Genomic DNA, 18,539 nt, shown 5'->3' with positions numbered 1-18,539 from the left:
GACCACGCGAATGATCACCTCTGTACTCGTCGCCAACCGCGGCGAGATCGCCTGTCGTGTCTTCCGCACCTGTGCCGAGCTGGGCATCCGGACCGTCGCCGTGTACTCGGACGCCGACGAGGACGCCCTCCACGCGCGGGTGGCCGATGCCGCCGTGCGGCTGCCCGGGGCGTCGCCCGCCGAGACGTATCTGCGCGGCGACCTGATCGTGAAGGCGGCCCTGGCCGCGGGCGCGGACGCCGTGCACCCCGGGTACGGGTTCCTGTCCGAGAACGCCGACTTCGCGCGGGCCGTCGCCGACGCGGGCCTGACCTGGATCGGCCCGCCGCCCGAGGCGATCGAGGCGATGGCCTCAAAGACGCGCGCCAAGGAACTCATGGGCATCGAGCCCCTGAAGACCGGTGACATCACGGCGGGAGACCTGCCCGTCCTCGTGAAGGCGGCGGCCGGCGGCGGCGGTCGCGGCATGCGCGTCGTACGGGAACTGACCGATCTGGAAGAGCAGTTGGCAGCCGCCGGCGCGGAGGCGCTGAGTGCCTTCGGGGACGGTGAGGTGTTCGTCGAGCCGTACATCGAGGGCGGCCGGCACGTCGAGGTGCAGGTCATGGCCGACGCGCACGGCACCGTGTGGGCGTTCGGCACCCGTGACTGCTCGCTCCAGCGGCGCCATCAGAAGGTCATCGAGGAGGCGCCCGCGCCCGGTCTCACTCCTGAACTGGAGGCGTCTCTACGGGAGATGGCCGTGCGGGCCGCCCGCGCCACCGACTACCGGGGCGCCGGGACCGTCGAGTTCCTCGTCGCCGACGGCAAGGCGCACTTCCTGGAGATGAACACCCGCCTCCAGGTCGAACACCCCGTCACCGAGGCCGTGTTCGGCGTCGACCTCGTGGCGCTGCAACTGCGCGTGGCCGAGGGTGAGCCCCTGGACGAGGAGCCGCCCACCGCGCGAGGCCACTCGGTCGAGGCCCGTCTGTACGCGGAGGACCCGGCCGCCGGCTGGGCCCCGCAGACCGGCACGCTGCACCGGCTGTCCGTCCCGGAGGCCGTACGCCTGGACACCGGGTTCACCGACGGCGACCCGATCGGGGTGCACTACGACGCGATGCTCGCCAAGGTCGTCGCCCACGCGCCGACCCGCGCCGAGGCCCTGCGCAAGCTGGCGGGTGCCCTGGAGCGGTCCGTGGTGCACGGCCCGGTCACCAACAGGGAGCTGCTCGTACGGTCGCTGCGGCACGACGAGTTCATCGCGGGTGGCGCGGACACCGGGTTCTACGACCGGCATCTGGCCGCGCTCACGGCGCCGGGCCCGGACCCATACGCACCGCTCGCCGCGGCCCTCGCGGACGCGCACGGCCGGTCCCGGTTCGGCGGCTGGCGCAATGTGGCCTCGCAGCCGCAGGTCAAGCACTACCGCACCGAACCCGACGGGACCGAGCACGAGGTGCGTTACCGGCACACCCGCGACGGTCTGGCCGCGGACGGTGTACGCGTCGTCCGCGCGACGCCGGCGCTCGTCGTGCTCGAAGTGGACGGCGTGGTGCGGAAGTTCGACGTCGCGGTCCACGGGGAGCGCGTGTACGTGAACGGTGCCGCACTCACCGCCCTGCCCCGCCTGCCCGAGCCCGTCGCACGCCAGGAGCCGGGATCCCTGCTCGCGCCCATGCCCGGCACCGTCGTCCGGCTCGCCGAAGGCCTCGCCGAGGGCGTCACGGTCGTCGCGGGACAGCCCCTCGTCTGGCTGGAGGCGATGAAGATGGAGCACCGCATCACCGCTCCCGCCTCCGGCACGCTCACCGCCCTGCACGCCGCGCCCGGCCGCCAGGTCGAGGTCGGCGCCCTGCTCGCCGTCGTACAGGAGGATCAGTCGTGAACGCTCCCGTCCTCGAATCCGAGGAGCACCAGGCCCTGCGCTCCGCCGTCGCCGCTCTCGGCAGCCGCTTCGGCCGCGACTACATGACCCGCGTCGTCCGCGAGGAGGGCCACCCCGAGGAGCTGTGGGCGGAGGCCGCGAAGCTCGGGTACCTGGGCGTGAACCTGCCCGAGGAGCACGGCGGCGGGGGCGGCGGCATGTACGAACTGTCGCTGGTCCTGGAGGAGTTGGGCGCCTCTGGTGCGCCGCTGCTGATGATGGTCGTGTCGCCCGCGATCTGCGGCACCGTCATCTCCCGCTTCGGCACGCCCGGGCAGAAGGCGGCCTGGCTGCCGGGTCTCGCCGACGGCAGCCGCACGATGGCGTTCGGGATCACCGAGCCCGACGCGGGCTCCAACTCGCACCGCATCACCACCACCGCCCGCCGCGACGGGGACAGCGGCGACTGGATCCTGTCCGGGCGCAAGGTGTTCGTGTCCGGCGTGGACATAGCCGACGCCACCCTCGTCGTGGGCCGTACCGAGGACGCCCGTACGGGCAGCCTCAAGCCGTGCCTGTTCATCGTGCCCCGCGACGCCGAGGGGTTCGGGCGGCGGCGGATCGACATGGAACTCCAGGCGCCGGAGAAGCAGTTCGAGCTCGTGCTCGACGACGTACGGCTGCCGGCGGACGCGCTCGTCGGTGACGAGGACGCCGGCCTGCTCCAGCTGTTCGCGGGCCTCAACCCCGAGCGCATCATGACGGCCGCGTTCGCGATCGGCATGGGCCGCTTCGCGCTGGCCAGGGCCGTCGGGTACGCGAAGGAGCGCAGCGTCTGGAAGTCGCCCATCGGCGCGCACCAGGCCATCGCGCACCCGCTCGCGCAGGCCCACATCGAACTGGAGACGGCCCGCCTGATGATGCAGAAGGCGGCCCACCTGTACGACGCGGGCGACGACATCGGGGCGGGCGAGGCCGCGAACATGGCGAAGTACGCGGCCGCGGAGGCCTGTGTGCGGGCCGTCGACCAGGCGGTGCACACGCTGGGCGGCAACGGGCTCACTCGCGAGTTCGGCCTGGCCTCGCTCATCACGGCGTCCCGCGTGGCCCGCATCGCTCCCGTGAGCCGGGAAATGATCCTGAACTACGTGTCCCACCAGACCCTGGGACTGCCGAAGTCGTACTAGCGACCTGAGCCGGAGATCCGGGCCCCTGGGAGTGTCCGGCGGATCGTGGCCGGGCTCTCCCCGTGGGGCGCCGTGAAGTACGTCATAGTTCCGTCGGCGGATCGTGCCGGTCCCTTCGTGGCTGTCATCGGCAACGGCCCACTCCCGTAGGTGAATCCGAGGCCGCCCCGTCGACCGGCCGGGCGGCATATCACTCCCGGTCACGGCGGGGCGACTTAGGTAACCCTTCCCTGTGGTCGGGGGTGCCTGGTACTGATGGTCGGGTTCTGCTCAGCTCATCGGAAGTCTCGCCATGAACCAAGACAATTCCCCTGGCCTCATACCCTTCACGATCGACCTGACCTTCGAGGAGGCCCGGCGCCGTGCCGAGGTCGTGGCCGCGCTCGGCCCCGACTGGGATCCGGTGGCCGTCCTGCGGGGCGAGGACGAGGCGCACGCCCTCCTCTACTCGGGTCTGGACGCCGGGCAGCAGCGCACCTACGACCTCTTGGTGGAAGCCGGTGTCCTGCCGGGAGAGGAGCCGGGCCGTGCGGCTTCCCATTGATCCGCAGGCGGACATCGCCCGGCGCGCCTGGGTGGCCTGCCCCGTCTGCGACGACGCCCGCCACTGCACACCCTGCGCCGACCGCCGCAACTGCCGAGAGCACTGGCGCTACCTGATCTCCAATCAGGGGCCGGTCCTCCACCTCCAGTGCCCGCAGTGCACTCATATGTGGTCCCTGAACACCCGGCCGGGCGTGACCGGGCCCGACGGCAGAACACTCTGACCCGCGGCCGGACGGCCGGATCCTGATTCATGCAGGCATGCTTGATTGTTTCTGTGCCCGCTGCCACCCTCTGAACGTCACGCCCACGTGACCGGAGAGGGGCCGTGCCGCGCGCCGCCTCGGGAAAGATCCTCCGCCGACAGCTCAGGGAGACATCGTGAGCACGGAAAAGACCCTGGTCCACTCCTCGCACGAGCGCGGGATCACCACCCTCACCCTCGACTCCCCGGCCAACCGCAACGCCCTCTCGGCAGCGCTCGTCGCCGAGCTGGCGGACGCGCTCACGGCGTGCGGCAAGGACGACGCCGTACGGGCCGTCGTCCTCACCCACACCGGCAACACGTTCAGCGCGGGCGCCGACCTGAAGTCCCCGCCCCCGCCCGAGGCCCTGGTCGCTCTCCTGCGGCAGATCGTCGCGCTCGACCGGCCCGTCGTCGCGCGGATCGCCGGGCATGTGCGCGCGGGCGGGCTCGGTCTGCTCGGGGCCTGCGACATCTCGGCCGCCTCGCACGCCGCCTCGTTCGCGTTCACCGAGGTCCGCATAGGGGTCGCGCCGGCCGTCATCTCGCTGCCCCTGCTGCCCCGCACCGACCCGCGCGCCGTCGCCCGCTACTACCTGACGGGTGAGCGCTTCGACGCGGCGGAAGCGGTCCGCATCGGGCTCCTGACGACGGCCGGCGACGACGTCGACGTGGCCCTCGCCCCCGTCCTCGACGGGCTGCGCAGGTCGTCCCCGCAGGGCCTGGCCGAGACGAAACGGCTGCTCACGGCTAAGGTGCTGGAGGCCTTCGACCGGGACGCGGCCGACCTGAGCGTGCTCTCGGCCCGGCTGTTCTCCTCCGCGCAGGCAAGCGAAGGGATGACGGCCTTCCTCGAACGACGGGATCCCGCATGGGTGCTGTGACCTCATCCGGTACGGCGGTGGAGCGCGCCCCCAAACAGGACCGCAGCCGCGCCACCCGCCGGCGGCTCCTCGAAGCGGCCGTGTCGTGCCTCGCCGAACGCGGCTGGTCGGGGTCCACGGTCTCCGTCGTGGCCGAACGGGCCGGGGTCTCGCGCGGCGCCGCCCAGCACCACTTCCCGACCCGCGAGGACCTGTTCACGGCCGCCGTCGAGTACGTCGCCGAGGAGCGCTCGACCGCGCTGCGCGCCCTGCGTCCCCGTGGCCGCACCGAGGTCGTCGCCGCCCTCGTCGACCTGTACACGGGCCCGCTGTTCCGGGCGGCCCTGCACCTGTGGGTGGCCGCGTCGAACGAGCCGCAGCTGGGCGGCCGCGTCACCGAACTGGAGGCCCGCGTCGGCCGCGAGACCCACCGCATCGCCGTGGAACTCCTGGCCGCCGACGAGTCGCGGCCCGGCGTCCGCGAGACCGTGCAGGGGCTCCTCGACATGGCGCGCGGCCTCGGCCTCGCGAACCTCCTCACCGACGACGGGCCGCGCCGCGAGCGGGTCGTCGCGCAGTGGGCCGCGATTCTGGACGGGGCGCTGGGGTGACCCGGGGCAGGTGACGCAGGGGAACGGCGCCGCACGGGAATCCGCGCGGCGCCGCTCGCTCCGCCGAGGGCGCTGCTCAGCCCGACATCTCCCCGTACCCCTCGATGTCGCGCGGGTCGCGGGTGCCCGGCCCGATGTAGCGGGCCGAGGGGCGTACGAGGCGGCCCGTGCGCTTCTGCTCCAGGATGTGCGCCGACCAGCCGGCCGTGCGGGCGCACGTGAACATCGACGTGAACATGTGCGCCGGGACCTCGGCGAAGTCCAGCATGATCGCCGCCCAGAACTCCACGTTCGTCGCCAGGACCCGGTCGGGCCTGCGGGCGTGCAGCTCCGCGAGGGCCGCCTTCTCCAGCGCCTCGGCGACCTCGAAGCGTGGCGCGCCCAGCTCGCGGGCCGTGCGCCGCAGCACGCGCGCGCGGGGGTCCTCGGCGCGGTACACGCGGTGCCCGAAGCCCATGAGGCGCTCGCCCTTGTCGAGCGCCCTCCGGACGTACGCTTCCGCGTCGCCCGTGCGCTCGATCTCCTCGATCATGCCGAGGACGCGGGAGGGCGCGCCGCCGTGCAGGGGGCCCGACATGGCGCCGACGGCGCCCGACAGGGCGGCCGCGACATCGGCGCCCGTGGAGGCGATGACGCGCGCGGTGAACGTGGAGGCGTTCATGCCGTGCTCGGCGGCGCTCGTCCAGTACGCGTCGACGGCGGCGACATGCTTCGGGTCGGGCTCGCCGCGCCACCGCTTCATGAACCGCTCGACGACGGTGTCAGCCTTGTCGATCTCGCGCTGCGGCACCATCGGCCTGCCCTGCCCCCGGGCCGACTGGGCGACGTACGAGAGGGCCATGACGGCGGCGCGGGCGAGGTCCTCGCGGGCCTGCGCCTCGTCGATGTCGAGCAGTGGTTTCAGGCCCCACACGGGCGCGAGCATGGCGAGCGCGGACTGTACGTCGACGCGGATGTCGCCGGAGTGGACGGGGATGGGGAACGGTTCGGCGGGCGGCAGGCCCGGGTTGAAGGCCCCGTCGACGAGCAGGCCCCAGACGTTGCCGAACGAGACCTGGCCGACCAGATCCTCGATGTCGACGCCCCGGTACCGAAGGGCGCCGCCCTCCTTGTCCGGTTCGGCGATCTCCGTCTCGAACGCGACGACTCCCTCGAGGCCGGGCACGAAGCCGGGGGCACTGCCGGGGTCAAGGCCGGGGTCGGACATCAGGCGGCTCCTCTGAATGTGTACGACTCTGCGGGTGTACGGCTTCTGCGGTGTACGGCTCTGCGGGTGTACGACGCAGGACCGCGGCGGTCGGGTGCGGTCCGCATGGGCGTAACCGTTCTGCGGCGGTGAACTCACGGGCCGGATCGGTCACCCCGGTGATGCCCCGTTCGGCAGGCGGTCACCCAACCGAAGGGGCGGCGGGACCGACGACGATATCCGTTGGTGCCACCCTTGGGGAGAGCACGCGGCACTCAGTGCCACTCAGTGATGAACTCCACGCGGCCGACTGCCCCACGCGTACGGCAGGATGACCGCGTGAGCGACCACGACCACCACGCACCCCAGAATCCCGCCGTCATGCGTGCGCAGTACCGCCCGCCGGGTGAGGGACTCCTGGAGGAGGACGTCCCCGCTCGCCCGATGGAACTGTTCGAGCTCTGGTTCAACGAGGCCACGCGGGCGCGCGGCGTCCTGTACGAGCCGAACGCGATGGTGGTCTCCACGGCGGACGCGGCCGGCCGGCCGAGCTCACGCACCGTGCTGCTCAAGGCCTACGACGACCGGGGCTTCGTCTTCTACACGAACTACGGCTCCCGCAAGGCCCGCGACCTGGCGGCGAACCGCGAGATCGCGCTGCTCTTCCCCTGGCACCCGATGGCCCGCCAGGTCATCGTCTCCGGCACCGTCGCCCACACGAGCCGCGAGGAGACGGCCGCGTACTTCCGCTCCCGCCCGCGCGGCTCCCAGCTCGGCGCGTGGGCCAGCGCCCAGTCGCAGGTCCTCACCTCACGCGCCGAACTCGACACCGCGTACGCCGAACTCACCGAGCGCTACCCGGAGGGCGAGAACATCCCGGTGCCCGACCACTGGGGCGGCTTCCGCGTCACCCCGCGCACGGTCGAGTTCTGGCAGGGCCGCGAGAACCGCCTCCACGACCGGCTGCGCTACGTCCGCGAGCCGTCCGGCGCCTGGCGCGTCGAACGCCTCGGCCCCTGACCCCCGGGTCGGCCGCTACGAGGTTCCGCCGCTGGTGAGCACGCCGTCCAGGAAAGGCTCGATGGCGGAGCGCAGCGCCTCCGGCCGGTCGTAGTGGACGAGATGCCCGGCGTCCGCGATCTCCGCGTACTCGCCCCTGGGCAGGACGCGGACCATCTCCTGCGCCTCGGCGCGGCCCAGCTCGCCGTCGAGGCCGCGGACGACGAGGGTGGGGCAGCGGACCTGGGCCAGCTCCTCCCAGTGCGCGTCGTAGACCCACGTGGCCCGGGAGACCAGCATCTGCCGGTGGTCGAACACGGGCCGCCAGCCGTCGGGGCTCTCCGTCATGACCTCGGCGTAGAACTCACCGCGCGAGGGCTGGGGCCGCTCCACCCACGGGTCGTCCTCGCCGAACCACTTCCGTACGTCGGCGAGCGTGGCGAAGGGCGAGGGCCAGGCGTCGAACCAGTCCTCCCACTCGCGCTGGGACGCCGCCCCGAGCGCGGAGGCCCGCATGTCGCAGATGATCACGGCCCGGACGAGGTCGGGGCGGCGCGCGGCGAGCTGCCAGGCGGTGAGCGCGCCCATGGAGTGGCCGATGACGACGGCCGGCGCGAGGCCGAGCTGGACGAGGGCGGCCTCGGCGTCCTGGATGTACGCCTCGCGGTCGTAGGGGCCCTCGGGGGGCTTCTGGCTCTGGCCGTGGCCGCGCTGGTCGAGCGCCACGGCACGGTGGCGTTCGGAGAGCCAGCGGGCGGTGCCCGCCCAGTGCGAGGCCCGGCCCATCAGGCCGTGCAGTAACAGCACGCCGGGGGACTGGTCGACCTCGCCCGTCTTGGGAGGGTCGGCGAACTCCCACGCGGCGAGACTCACGCCGCCCGCCCCGGTCACGTCGATACGCCGCGCCATAGGCCCTGGCACCCCCTTGTGGTCGCGCCTGCAATCGCGTACCCGCGCACGTTATCGAACTCTTTTTCGAAAACGCGGTCGTTCTCGGCAACACCCCTCGTTCGAGTGACCACGCTCAAGGATTGACCGCCGCCGCCGAGGGGAGATCTTCAACGGGAGGCGGACCGCTCGGGGAAATCGGTCCGAAGGGGATGACCCTGGGAGCTCGGGGCTCCGGGTCAGCACAGGGGAGGACAGGCCCCGGCGCCGTAAGGCGCCGGGGCCCTCTGTCTGTCTGCGCCCTGTCTGTCTGCGCCCCGTCTGGGTACGTCGGCACATCGTCCTGCCCCCCTCCCCGCCCGCGCGGCCGGACCGGTGGGGACCCGAAACCGAGACGGTCAAGAGTCCTCAGGTCATATGCCTCTCGCGACAGCCTTGCACGCAAAACGTCCGCGCGCTGCGATTCCGCGCAGTGAATCTTGGTTTCTGCGAGAGTTCTCGGGGAATGCGAGGAGGTCCCAACTGCGCCTGTGGGAACAGGAGTTGACGCGCCAGTAAGTTACCCCGGGTCAGGGCGCCCGGCGCCGGCTCAGCGCTTGGCGACGAACACGTGCGAGGCGATGTCCGCCTCCAGCTCCGCCGCCTCACCGCTGCTGCCCACCAGGACCCCGCCCGGCGACGCCGTCACGCTGACCACGGAGCCCGGCTGGATGCCCGCACGCCGCAGCGTGTACATCAGCTGAGCGTCCGTCTGGATCGGCTCACCGATCCGGCGCACCACGACCGTCTTGCCGTCCGTGCCCGGGTCGAGATCGGCGAGGGACACCATGCCCTCGTCGAGGAACGGGTCCGCGCCGTCCTTCTCGCCCAGCTCCTCGAGCCCCGGGATCGGGTTCCCGTACGGCGACTCGGTCGGGTGCCGCAGCAGCTCGAGCACGCGGCGCTCGACCGCCTCGCTCATCACGTGCTCCCAGCGGCAGGCCTCCGCGTGCACCTGCTCCCACTCCAGGCCGATCACGTCGACGAGCAGACACTCGGCGAGGCGGTGCTTGCGCATCACGCGCGTGGCCAGCCGGCGGCCCTCGTCCGTCAGCTCCAGGTGGCGGTCCGTGGCCACGGCCACCAGGCCGTCGCGCTCCATGCGGGCCACGGTCTGGCTCACCGTCGGGCCGCTCTGGTCCAGCCGCTCGGCGATCCGGGCGCGCATGGGGACCACACCTTCCTCTTCGAGCTCGAGGATGGTGCGGAGATACATCTCCGTGGTGTCGATCAGTCCGGACATACGTGCCCCTCGATTAGCTCTGCTAGCTCACCGCTAGCTCGTGCGCTGGCCCTGAACCCAATTCTGACGCATAGCGCTGACAACCGTGCCGCGCCGGGGGAACCGGGCTCCGTACGGCAGGAACGTATTGACAGGGCACTGGTCCGGACCGCAACGTGATGCGCGGCATGCGGGCAGTAACGACGAAGGGGCTCCGCCGATGAGCGACAGCAAGCTGGCCGGTCAGTACCTCGACGCCGCGATCGGCCTGCTGAGGCGGGTGCGCGACGAGGAGGACCGCAACATCGCGGCCGCCGGCACGCTGCTCGCCGACACGGTCGCCGACGGCGGCCGGCTCTTCGCGTTCGGCGCGGGGCACTCCTCGCTCGCCGCGCAGGACGTCGTCTACCGCGCGGGCGGCCTCGCCCTGATGAACCTGCTGTCCGTACCCGGGGTCGTCGGAGTGGACGTCATGCCCGCCACGCTGGGCTCCGCCCTGGAACGCGTCGACGGGCTCGCGGGCGCCGTCCTGGACTCCAGCCCGGTCCGCGCGGGCGACGCCCTCGTGATCATCTCGCTGTCCGGCCGCAACTCCCTGCCCGTGGAGATGGCGATGAACGCCCGCGCGCTCGGCCTGCGCGTGATCGGCGTGACGTCCGTGGCGTACGCCGAGGAGACGAAGTCCCGCCACGCGTCGGGCACGTTCCTCAAGGACCACTGCGACATCGTCCTCGACTCCAAGATCGCGGTCGGCGACGCGGAGCTCACGTACGACACCGTCGACGCCCCCTTCGGGCCGGCCTCCACGATGGTGGCCAGTGCCCTGATGCAGGCCACCATGGCGACGGCCGCGGCCGAGCTCGCCGACCGCGGCATCCAGCCGCCGCTCCTGCGCTCGGGGAACGTGGACGGCGGCCACGAGTGGAACGGCCGCGTCTTCAGCGAGTACGGCGACCGGATCTTCTACCGCCACTGACGGCAGGGGCGCGGCTACCGGTCGAGGACCCGCGCCAGGTCGAGCGTCCCGGCGATCCGGGCCGCGACGCTCTCCGCGTACGTGGCGTCGGCCCGCTCGAACTGTGTGCGGCTGGGCCCGCGCAGGAACGTCACCACGCCCAGCGTGCGCGCCCGGCTGCGCAGCACCGCGCACAGGGCGTGCACCGTGCCCTCCGGCCACTGTCTGGCCTCGGCCCACTCGTGCGCCCGCGCCGCCTCACGCCCGCTCGCGCTCGCCCGGACCGAACCCGTGCGCTCCACGCACTGCAGCGCCGGGTGGCCCTCCGGATAGCGCACGGGCAGCGTCGTGCGCGACACCAGCAGGCTCGGCCCCGGCGCCCCCGAAGGCGTCGCGGCCGCCCGCGCGAGGCGCACCGGACCCGTGGGGTCCCCGTCGGCGTCGCGCTCCGACCGGCCTGCCTGCTCGTCGCCGACGACCAGGTCGATCAGCGCGTGGTCGGCGAACCCGGCCAGCGCGAAGTCCAGATGGATGGTCGCCGCCTCCGCCGGGTCCTCGCACTCGGCGGCGGCCCGCGTGGCCCGGTGCAGCTGGTTGGCCCGGAACCGCAGCTGCGCCGCCTCCTGCTCCGTCTGCTTGGCCTCGGTGACGTCCTGGAACAGCCATCCGACGCCCAGCGGTACGGGTTCCTCGGCCAGGGGTGAGGCGAGCCGGACGAAGCCGCTGCGCCAGCACCTGCGCGCGTCGCCCTCCGGGAGCCGCACCGTCACCCACAGCTCGGCGGGGGCCGGCGGGGCGCCCTCCGCGAGCACATGGGCGAGCACGCTCTCCAGTTCCTCGACGCCCTGCGAGATCAGGTCGCCGAGGGGGCGTCCGAGCAGCGCGGTGCGGCCGGAGCCGAGCGCCCGCGCGGCATGGACGTTCACGACGGCGGGCCGCAGGTCGGCGTCGACGAGGACGACTCCCCAGGACGCGTCCTCGAAGAGGGCCTCGCTCAGGGCGATCGACCGTTCCAGGTCGATCTGCGTGTGGACCTCGCTGAACGCGCAGTACAGCCCGGCCGGCTTGCCGTCGGGCCCGCGCACCGCGGCGGACTGCGTACGTACGAGGATCCGCCCGCCGGCCTTGGTGAGCAGCGCGAACTCGTGGACCTGCCGGCCCGGCGCCCGCATCGCGGCCATCAGCCGGGCCTCGACGTCGTCGGCGTCGGCGGTGCGCACCGCCCACCCGGAGAATCCGCGCCGTCCCACGGCCTCGGCCGCGGACCAGCCGAGGATCCGCTCGGCCTCCCGGTTCCAATGCGTCACGATCCCGTCGGCGTCGAACGCGCAGAGCGCGGCGTCCATCCCGTCGAGCAACGCGGCAAGAAGATCGGCCCCGTCCCGCTCGGGCTCGTCGGGCCCGAGCTCGTCGGTGGCCCCACTACGCCGGGAAGCACTCACCTGGCACCCCCTGCAGGCTGTGTCCGCGTGTTCCGCACTTCAGATCATTCAACTCGAACGTGACGCAGCACACACGGAGTTCGGGGAAATCGTTGCGTCCCGGAGGTCCGGGGGAACGTTCCTTCCTTGATCACAGCCTACGACCTCGGGCACGGGCCCAGCGGTGGGCCCGTTAATTCGCTTGAAGGCTGCCCGGACCCTTCTTAGGGTGGGGGTACACACGAAGGGAGGTGGTTCGGCAGATGTATGCATACCGGACGCGTGAGGTGACTGCGGGCTAGCAGCCCGGCGTCGCATCTCGGTTTCGGCGCCGGACCAGCACGTGAGAGTTGCGTGCAGCCGGCCCAATCCCAAGCAGTCGCCCGACCCGCGAGCCGCCGGTACGTCCGGCCGGCTTCCGCCCGTCCCGTACGGGAGGAGACCTGGCTCGCGGGTCGTCTGCGTGTGCGGACGGCCCCGCCCACCTGAGATCAGGTGAAGACGACCGTCCGGCGCCCGTTCAGCAGGATCCGGCGCTCGGCGTGCCACTTCACGGCGCGGGCCAGTGCCTGGCACTCCACGTCGCGGCCGATCGCCACGAGCTGGTCCGGCGTCACGTCGTGGCCGACGCGCTCGACCTCCTGCTCGATGATCGGGCCCTCGTCGAGGTCGGCCGTCACATAGTGCGCGGTCGCGCCGATCAGCTTCACGCCCCGTGCGTGTGCCTGGTGGTACGGCTTGGCGCCCTTGAAGCTCGGCAGGAACGAGTGGTGGATGTTGATGATCCGCCCGCTGAGCTCCTTGCACAGGTCGTCCGAGAGGACCTGCATGTAGCGGGCCAGGACGACCAGTTCGACGCCCTCGGCACGCACCAGGTCGAGGATCTGCGCCTCGGCCTCGGGCTTGTTGTCCTTCGTCACCGGGATGTGGTGGAAGGGGATGTCGTACGACTTCACGAGCTCCGCGAAGTCCGTGTGGTTCGAGACGACCGCCGCGATGTCGACGGGCAGGGCGCCGATCCGGGCGCGGAACAGCAGGTCGTTCAGGCAGTGGCCGAACTTCGACACCATCAGGACGACGCGCATCCGCTCCGCGGAGCGGTGGATCTGCCAGTCCATGTGGAAGGAGTCGCCGATCGCGGCGAAGCTGGCCCGCAGCTTCTCCGCCGTGACGGGCGCGTCCGCCGAGAAGTGGACCCGCATGAAGAACAGGCCCGTGTCGTGGTCGCCGAACTGCTGGCTGTCCTCGATGTTGCAGCCGGTCATGAAGAGATAGCTCGACACGGCGTGCACGATGCCCTGCTTGTCGGGGCAGGAGAGAGTCAGGACGTACTGCTCGGCGCCGGACGCGGGGGACTGCTCATTCATGCAGGCAAGGGTCCCATACACGTAACCCCCGCGGGGCCGCCGTCCCGCTGTTCGGACGGCAGCCGGGCGGCGCTCAGGCCGCGCGCGTCATGATCCGCAGGACTTCGAGGGTGCGGGGCGCCGCGTCGGGGTCGTCGCCGTCGCTCGTGGCGAGCGCGACGTGCGCGGCCCGCGCGGAGTGCACCGCTTCCGGCCACGCGTGATGGTCGAGATAGGCGGAGACGGGGGCGTCGGGGCCCACCTGGTGCATGATCCGCAGCACGCGCAGCACGGCGGTGTCGACGAGCTGAGCCTCCTGGGAGTCCCGGAAGATCGTGCCGACGTACTTCTCGGCGGACCAGTTGTCGAGCCAGGTGTCCTCGACCAGGCGGTACACGGCGTCGGTGACGTCCCCGAACCCGTCCACACCCGCGAGCCAGACGTTTCGCTGGAACGCGGGGTCGGAGAGCATGTGCAGCGCGGAGCGCACATTGCTGCGCCAGCGCCACCACGGCATGTCGTTGAGTGGCATGCCGCCCATGGTGGAGGAGCGACGGCCGCGACGGGAAGACTTCTCCGAGCTTTGCACGGTCATCGATCGTACGTGCCGTCCCCTTCGGCCCGTCCCGCCCCCCGTAATTCACCTCCGCGTCACCGCACGTTGACCACAGGTCACTCGCAGGTTAGGGATGCGGCGGAATCGTGCAGGTTCATGACTGGCCGGCGTCGCACCACTGTCCCGCGTACCTCCCGCACCCTTCGTTCCACCGTGCTTTCGGCGGCGGTGTGGGCGGCTTGTGCGTCGCTCGCCGCCGGATGCGGAATCGTCTCCGACGTCACGGGGGGCTCCAAGGACCCCGTCACGGTGATGACATGGGCGCCCGAGAAGACCCAGGCGACCAACATGCCCGGCATGCCCGCCATGGCACGCGCCTACGCGCGCTGGGTCAACGCCCACGGCGGCATCGGCGGCCGCGACCTCAGGGTCATCACCTGCAACGACAACAACGACACCGTGGGCGCCGCCCGCTGCGCCAGGGACGCCGTCGAGCAGAAGGCCGTCGCGGTCGTCGGCTCCTACAGCCAGCACGCGCGTTCCTTCCTCGGGCCCCTGGAGTCCGCCGGCATCCCCTACATCGGTGGCTACGGCGTCACCGACGAGGAGTTCGCCAGCCCCCTGTCGTATCCGGTCAACGGCGGCCAGCCCGCCCTGATGGCCGGGAACGGCCGGCAGCTGGCCGCCGCGGGCTGCGACCGCACCTCGCTCGTGCGCCCCGACACCGTCGCCGGCGACCAGTTGCCGCTGCTCCTCGACACGGGCCTGTCCGCGGGCCGCAACCGCGCGTCCGACGTGCGCGCCGCCGAGGACGCCACCGACTACACGGAGCAGGCCCGCCAGGCGCTCCTGCGGGCCGGCGCCGACCCGGTCGGGAAGGGCTGCGTCACGGCGGTCCTCGGCGACCGCACGGACACGTTCTTCGACTCGTTCCGCCGCACCCGCGACTCCTATCCGAAGGTGCGGATCTCGACCGTCCTCGGCAGCGTCGACCAGACGGTCATAGACCGCTCGGGCGGCAAGTCGGGCGTCTACGAAGGGGCGTACGTCACCGGCTGGTACCCGGTGGCGACCGACCGGCGGTGGGCGACGATGCGCAAGGTCATCAGCGAGCAGGCGTTCGGCGACAACCGGATCGACCCGGCGGACGCGGGCGTGCAGACGACATGGATCGCGTACACCGTCCTGAAGCAGGTCGTCGAGTCGCTCGGCGACGGTGACGTGACGGCGCGCACGGTGCGCGGGGCGCTCGACGGCGGCCTGAAGGTGCGCACCGGCGGTCTCACGCCCACGTTGAGCTGGCGCTTCGAGGACATGATCGCGGCCAGCGGCTTCCCGCGGCTCGTCAACGCCGACGTCACCTTCCAGGTGGTGCGCGACGGGCGGCTCGTGGCCGCGCGCCGCGGACTCGTCGACGTGTCGCGGACGCTGGAGGCGACCCCCACGGGCTGATCCCGCCCAGGCCGCCTCCGTACCGGTCGGAGCCGGCACATCGGCTAGAGCTGGTACGGCTTGCGCTGCGGGAGGTTCCACTGCGTCGCGATGCTGTTCCACAGCTTCGACGCCTGGGTCTTCTGCGTGGAGGCCGTGCCGCTGGCCTGGTCGCCCGCGCGGCGCTGCGGGGTGGGCTTGGCGTGGCCCTTCTTGCAGCCGTTCTTGCCCGCGGCCTGGTCGGCCCACGCCGCGTAGTGGCTGTCCGCGGAGGCGGAGGCCTGCCACGCCTTGGTGAGGGCCTGCGTGAGCGCCGCGTTGTCGGGCAACTTGTCCACTTCGAGCGCGGCGAGCCGGGTCACGAGCCCGGTGCGCTGGGTGGCGGCGCCGCGCAGGTCGCCGGCGGCCTTGCCGAGGTCCTTGCAGGCACCGATGTTCGCGACGGCCCTGATCACTGTGTCGCGGCTGTTGTTCGAGTCGGCGAGGAGCTTGTCGAGCGCGACGGCCTGCGCCTTGGCGGGGTCGGCGGGCGTCGGGGACGAGCTGTCCGGGGCACCGGTCGCGGCGGCCGGCTTGGCGTCGTCGCCCTTGTTCTCGTCGCCCCCGCTGCTGATGAGGGCGCCCGCGCCGATGCCCACGACGAGGATGCCGACGCCGACGGCGGCGATGAGCGGCACCTTCGAGCCGGTACGGCTCTGACCCTTGCGGGCGGCGGCCCGCCCGGTGGGCTCGTACGGGGCCTGCGGCTGTCCGGCCGGGCCGGGTCCGCCCGGTCCGCCGGGGCCCGCGGGTGCGCCGGCGCGCGGGTCGAAGCGGGGCATCTGCTGCGTCGAGGCGGGCGCGTCCGGCTCCGGCTCGGTGCGGAAGAGACTGTCGAACTCGGCCGGGGGCTGGCGGTCACCGGGGGCGCCGGGGCGGATGCCGTAGGGCGCGCTCGGCGGCGGCGACGAGGGCACGGGCGCGATGTACTGCGTGGCGTCGCTGTCGGTGCCCGCGGGCGGCACGGGCGCGGAGCCGTACGGCTGCTGCTGGGGCGGCATCTGGCCGGGGGCGTTCGCGCGGCCCAGGTACTGGGTGGCGTCGGCGGGCACCTCGGGCGGCAGGGCCCCGGGCGCGACCGGCGCGATGTACTGCGTGGCGTCCGCGTCGGAGGGCGCGGTCGGGGCTATGTACTGCGTCGCGTCCGAGGCGGAGGCCGGCGGCATGGGCGCGGAGCCGTACGGGGCGTCCGTCGGCAGCGGGGCGGCCGGGGCGCCGGCGGGCGGCAGCGGCGCGGAGTAGTGCTGCTGCGGCGCGGCCGGGGGCAGCGGGGCCGCGGCATGCGGCGCGTTCTCACCCGGCAGCGCGGGCGACGCGGACGGCGCGCCCCACTCGTACGTGGGCATCGGGCCGCCGGAGGCCGCCTGCGCGGACTCGGGGCCCCACGGCTGGCCCCAGGGGCTGCCGCCCGAGGGGGCGACGTGCGACTGGTCGCCGAAGGTACCCGGCAGCAAGGGCTCGCTGCCGTCGGCGGGCAGCACGACGCCTTCATGTGCCTGCCGCACCGAGGGAAGGTGCGGATCCTCGCCCTGTCCGCTCTGCTGCGTCACCGGGACTCCTACGACTGGGGGACCTTCGGAATCGTCGGCTCACGCTACCGGGTCCCCGCACAGACGTGCCACGCAGCTCAGAACCCCACAGCCTCCCCACACCCTCAAGTAACAAAACAAGCCCGCGGAACGCTGATTAGCGCTCTCCCCAAGCGGGTTGAGGCGTCCGTCACACAAGCTTCACGCGTACGTCTCCTGCACGCCGCTCACAACTCCTCACGCCGCCTGAAGATCGAGGCGCGCACCGAACTCCCGGACCACGGGTTCGTCCCGGTACGGCTCCAGGCGCTGCCGGAAGTCGTCCAGGTACTCGGCGCCCCGGTTCGAGCGCAGCGTGCCGAGGAGTTCCACCGCGCGCGTCCCCGTCTGGCAGGCCTGCTCGACCTCACGCTGCTGTACCTGCGCCGTGGCGAGCAGCACCAGACCGATCGCCCTGCGTCGCGCCCGCGACTGAGGGTGCCCGGCCAGGGACGCCTCGGCCTGCCGACGCGCCGCCTCGGCCTGCCCCAGGTCCCGGTAGCAGTGCGCCAGTTCGTCCGCGAGATACGCGGCGTCGAAGTGCGCGATCCAGGCCGGGTCGTCGCCCGAGTCCGGCTCGGCCCGCTCCAGCGCGGCCAGCGCGCTGCCCGCCACCGCCTGCGTGGCCCGCGCGTCCCCGAGCAGGGCGTGGCCGCGCGCCTCGGCCGCGTAGAACATCGCCTCCGCGCGAGGGGTCACCCGCCCGCGCGCCCCCTCCTGCGCCGCGCGCGCCAACTGGGCGATCTCGCGTGGGTTGCCGAGCTGCGCCGCCAAGTGGCTCATGGACGCGGCCAGTACGTATCCGCCGTACCCGCGGTCCCCGGCGGCCTGGGCGAGGCGCAGCGACTGGATGTAGTACCGCTGGGCGAGGCCCGGCTGTCCCGTGTCGACGGCCATGTACCCGGCCAGCTCCGTCAACCGGGCCACCGCCGCGAACAGTTCACGTCCCACGGCCTCCCGGTACGAGCCCGCGAGCAGCCCCGACACCACACTGTTCAGATAGTGGACGACCACCGGCCGCACGTGTCCGCTGCCGTACTGGTGGTCAAGGTCCGTCAGCGCCTGGGTCATCGCCCGCACGGCCGCCACGTCCGACGTCCCGACCCGCGGCCCCGCCGACCGGGCGACCTGCGAGTCGGGCACGGAGATCAGCCAGTCCCGGCTCGGCTCGACCAGGGCGGACGAGGCCACCGACGACCCGGACAGGAAGTCCCTGCGCCCCACGTCGCTGCGCCACAGCTCGCACACCTGCTCAATGGCGCCGAGGACGGTCGGCGAGAACTGGAGGCCGACGCCCGAGGCGAGGTTCTTGCCGTTGGCCATGCCGATCTCGTCGATCGTGACCGTGCGGCCGAGCTTGCGGCCGATGGCCTCGGCGATGATGCCGGGCGCCCGGCCGCGCGGCTGCTGGCCGCGCAGCCAGCGCGCCACCGACGTCTTGTCGTAGCGCAGGTCGAGGCCGTGCTCCGATCCGCACATGTTGACCCGGCGGGCCAGTCCGGCGTTCGAGCAGCCGGCTTCCTGGATGAGCGCCTGCAGCCGTTCGTTGGGCTGTCGCGCTACGAGAGGCCTTGCGGCCATGGCGTACCCCC

General features: G+C 72.5%; 17 protein-coding genes. 9 read left to right on the top strand and 8 right to left on the bottom strand.

Annotated elements, in window-relative coordinates:
* The first annotated feature begins 10 nt into the window (after positions 1–10).
* The 6 genes from LGI35_RS21145 (at position 11) to LGI35_RS21120 (ending at position 5,297) form a co-directional block, all read left to right on the top strand.
* Positions 11–1,870 (top strand): acetyl/propionyl/methylcrotonyl-CoA carboxylase subunit alpha, encoded by a 1,860-nt coding sequence (locus tag LGI35_RS21145; RefSeq protein WP_227300417.1) that lies wholly within the window; start codon positions 11–13, stop codon positions 1,868–1,870.
* Positions 1,867–3,036, top strand: coding sequence for an acyl-CoA dehydrogenase family protein (locus LGI35_RS21140; protein ID WP_227295434.1), 1,170 nt, complete (start codon positions 1,867–1,869; stop codon positions 3,034–3,036). The genes LGI35_RS21145 and LGI35_RS21140 overlap by 4 nt, the downstream gene beginning before the upstream one ends.
* A gap of 292 nt (positions 3,037–3,328) precedes the next feature.
* A complete protein-coding gene (locus LGI35_RS21135) occupies positions 3,329–3,580 on the top strand; it encodes a DUF6400 family protein (RefSeq protein ID WP_227295433.1) in 252 nt (83 codons plus the stop codon).
* Positions 3,564–3,803: a hypothetical protein gene (locus tag LGI35_RS21130; protein ID WP_227295432.1), complete on the top strand. Its 240-nt coding sequence runs from the start codon at positions 3,564–3,566 to the stop codon at positions 3,801–3,803. The genes LGI35_RS21135 and LGI35_RS21130 overlap by 17 nt, the downstream gene beginning before the upstream one ends.
* A gap of 157 nt (positions 3,804–3,960) precedes the next feature.
* A complete protein-coding gene (locus tag LGI35_RS21125; protein ID WP_227295431.1) occupies positions 3,961–4,707 on the top strand; it encodes an enoyl-CoA hydratase family protein in 747 nt (248 codons plus the stop codon).
* Positions 4,695–5,297 carry a TetR/AcrR family transcriptional regulator gene (locus LGI35_RS21120; protein WP_227295430.1) on the top strand — a complete coding sequence of 201 codons (603 nt, stop codon included), beginning with the start codon at positions 4,695–4,697 and terminating at the stop codon, positions 5,295–5,297. The genes LGI35_RS21125 and LGI35_RS21120 overlap by 13 nt, the downstream gene beginning before the upstream one ends.
* Positions 5,298–5,373: 76 nt before the next feature.
* On the opposite strand, the gene LGI35_RS21115 is transcribed toward LGI35_RS21120, so the two are convergent.
* On the bottom strand, positions 5,374–6,504 hold the full coding sequence (locus tag LGI35_RS21115; RefSeq protein ID WP_227295429.1) for a citrate synthase 2: 1,131 nt from the start codon (positions 6,502–6,504) through the stop codon (positions 5,374–5,376).
* Between the two features lie 360 nt (positions 6,505–6,864).
* Between LGI35_RS21115 and pdxH the strand changes: the two genes are divergently transcribed.
* Positions 6,865–7,503 (top strand): pyridoxamine 5'-phosphate oxidase, encoded by a 639-nt coding sequence (pdxH, locus tag LGI35_RS21110; protein WP_227300415.1) that lies wholly within the window; start codon positions 6,865–6,867, stop codon positions 7,501–7,503.
* A gap of 15 nt (positions 7,504–7,518) precedes the next feature.
* Here pdxH and LGI35_RS21105 read toward each other — a convergent pair whose 3' ends face one another.
* The gene (locus LGI35_RS21105; protein ID WP_227295427.1) at positions 7,519–8,391 is read right to left on the bottom strand and encodes an alpha/beta fold hydrolase; all 873 of its coding nucleotides are present in this window, start codon (positions 8,389–8,391) and stop codon (positions 7,519–7,521) included.
* A gap of 568 nt (positions 8,392–8,959) precedes the next feature.
* The gene (locus tag LGI35_RS21100) at positions 8,960–9,652 is read right to left on the bottom strand and encodes an iron-dependent transcriptional repressor DtxR (RefSeq protein WP_227295425.1); all 693 of its coding nucleotides are present in this window, start codon (positions 9,650–9,652) and stop codon (positions 8,960–8,962) included.
* Positions 9,653–9,851: 199 nt separating this feature from the next.
* Here LGI35_RS21100 and LGI35_RS21095 point away from each other — a divergent pair, with 199 nt between their 5' ends.
* Positions 9,852–10,607: an SIS domain-containing protein gene (locus LGI35_RS21095; protein ID WP_227295423.1), complete on the top strand. Its 756-nt coding sequence runs from the start codon at positions 9,852–9,854 to the stop codon at positions 10,605–10,607.
* A 14-nt stretch (positions 10,608–10,621) separates the two neighbouring features.
* On the opposite strand, the gene LGI35_RS21090 is transcribed toward LGI35_RS21095, so the two are convergent.
* The 3 genes from LGI35_RS21090 to LGI35_RS21080 all read right to left on the bottom strand — a co-directional run bounded on the left by LGI35_RS21090 (position 10,622) and on the right by LGI35_RS21080 (position 13,948).
* Positions 10,622–12,028, bottom strand: a complete 1,407-nt coding sequence (locus tag LGI35_RS21090; RefSeq protein ID WP_227295421.1) for a PAS domain-containing protein — start codon at positions 12,026–12,028, stop codon at positions 10,622–10,624.
* Positions 12,029–12,498: 470 nt separating this feature from the next.
* Positions 12,499–13,374, bottom strand: coding sequence for a formyltetrahydrofolate deformylase (gene purU, locus LGI35_RS21085; RefSeq protein ID WP_116512415.1), 876 nt, complete (start codon positions 13,372–13,374; stop codon positions 12,499–12,501).
* A 73-nt stretch (positions 13,375–13,447) separates the two neighbouring features.
* Entirely contained in the window at positions 13,448–13,948 is a 501-nt protein-coding gene (locus LGI35_RS21080) for an SCO4402 family protein (protein ID WP_227295419.1), read from the bottom strand.
* Positions 13,949–14,065: 117 nt separating this feature from the next.
* Here LGI35_RS21080 and LGI35_RS21075 point away from each other — a divergent pair, with 117 nt between their 5' ends.
* Positions 14,066–15,361, top strand: coding sequence for an ABC transporter substrate-binding protein (locus LGI35_RS21075; RefSeq protein WP_227295417.1), 1,296 nt, complete (start codon positions 14,066–14,068; stop codon positions 15,359–15,361).
* A gap of 44 nt (positions 15,362–15,405) precedes the next feature.
* On the opposite strand, the gene LGI35_RS21070 is transcribed toward LGI35_RS21075, so the two are convergent.
* Positions 15,406–16,929, bottom strand: coding sequence for a hypothetical protein (locus LGI35_RS21070; RefSeq protein ID WP_227295416.1), 1,524 nt, complete (start codon positions 16,927–16,929; stop codon positions 15,406–15,408).
* A gap of 216 nt (positions 16,930–17,145) precedes the next feature.
* Positions 17,146–18,528: an NsdA family TPR-like regulatory protein gene (locus LGI35_RS21065; protein WP_227295414.1), complete on the bottom strand. Its 1,383-nt coding sequence runs from the start codon at positions 18,526–18,528 to the stop codon at positions 17,146–17,148.
* Between the last annotated feature and the right edge of the window lie 11 nt (positions 18,529–18,539).

Origin of the sequence: Streptomyces longhuiensis (assembly GCF_020616555.1) — a bacterium.
Taxonomy (GTDB): Bacteria; Actinomycetota; Actinomycetes; order Streptomycetales; family Streptomycetaceae; genus Streptomyces; species Streptomyces longhuiensis.
The sequence above is the reverse complement of the archived record's forward strand: the minus strand, read 5'-3'. Positions and strand labels throughout refer to the sequence as shown.

Coding starts and splice junctions, on each gene's coding strand:
- LGI35_RS21145 (WP_227300417.1), top strand. CDS start 11: ATGATCACCTCTGTACTCGTCGCCAACCGCGGCGAGATCGCCTGTCGT.
- LGI35_RS21135 (WP_227295433.1), top strand. CDS start 3,329: ATGAACCAAGACAATTCCCCTGGCCTCATACCCTTCACGATCGACCTG.
- LGI35_RS21120 (WP_227295430.1), top strand. CDS start 4,695: ATGGGTGCTGTGACCTCATCCGGTACGGCGGTGGAGCGCGCCCCCAAA.
- LGI35_RS21115 (WP_227295429.1), bottom strand. CDS start 6,504: ATGTCCGACCCCGGCCTTGACCCCGGCAGTGCCCCCGGCTTCGTGCCC.
- pdxH (WP_227300415.1), top strand. CDS start 6,865: ATGCGTGCGCAGTACCGCCCGCCGGGTGAGGGACTCCTGGAGGAGGAC.
- LGI35_RS21105 (WP_227295427.1), bottom strand. CDS start 8,391: ATGGCGCGGCGTATCGACGTGACCGGGGCGGGCGGCGTGAGTCTCGCC.
- LGI35_RS21100 (WP_227295425.1), bottom strand. CDS start 9,652: ATGTCCGGACTGATCGACACCACGGAGATGTATCTCCGCACCATCCTC.
- LGI35_RS21095 (WP_227295423.1), top strand. CDS start 9,852: ATGAGCGACAGCAAGCTGGCCGGTCAGTACCTCGACGCCGCGATCGGC.
- purU (WP_116512415.1), bottom strand. CDS start 13,374: ATGAATGAGCAGTCCCCCGCGTCCGGCGCCGAGCAGTACGTCCTGACT.
- LGI35_RS21080 (WP_227295419.1), bottom strand. CDS start 13,948: ATGACCGTGCAAAGCTCGGAGAAGTCTTCCCGTCGCGGCCGTCGCTCC.
- LGI35_RS21075 (WP_227295417.1), top strand. CDS start 14,066: ATGACTGGCCGGCGTCGCACCACTGTCCCGCGTACCTCCCGCACCCTT.
- LGI35_RS21065 (WP_227295414.1), bottom strand. CDS start 18,528: ATGGCCGCAAGGCCTCTCGTAGCGCGACAGCCCAACGAACGGCTGCAG.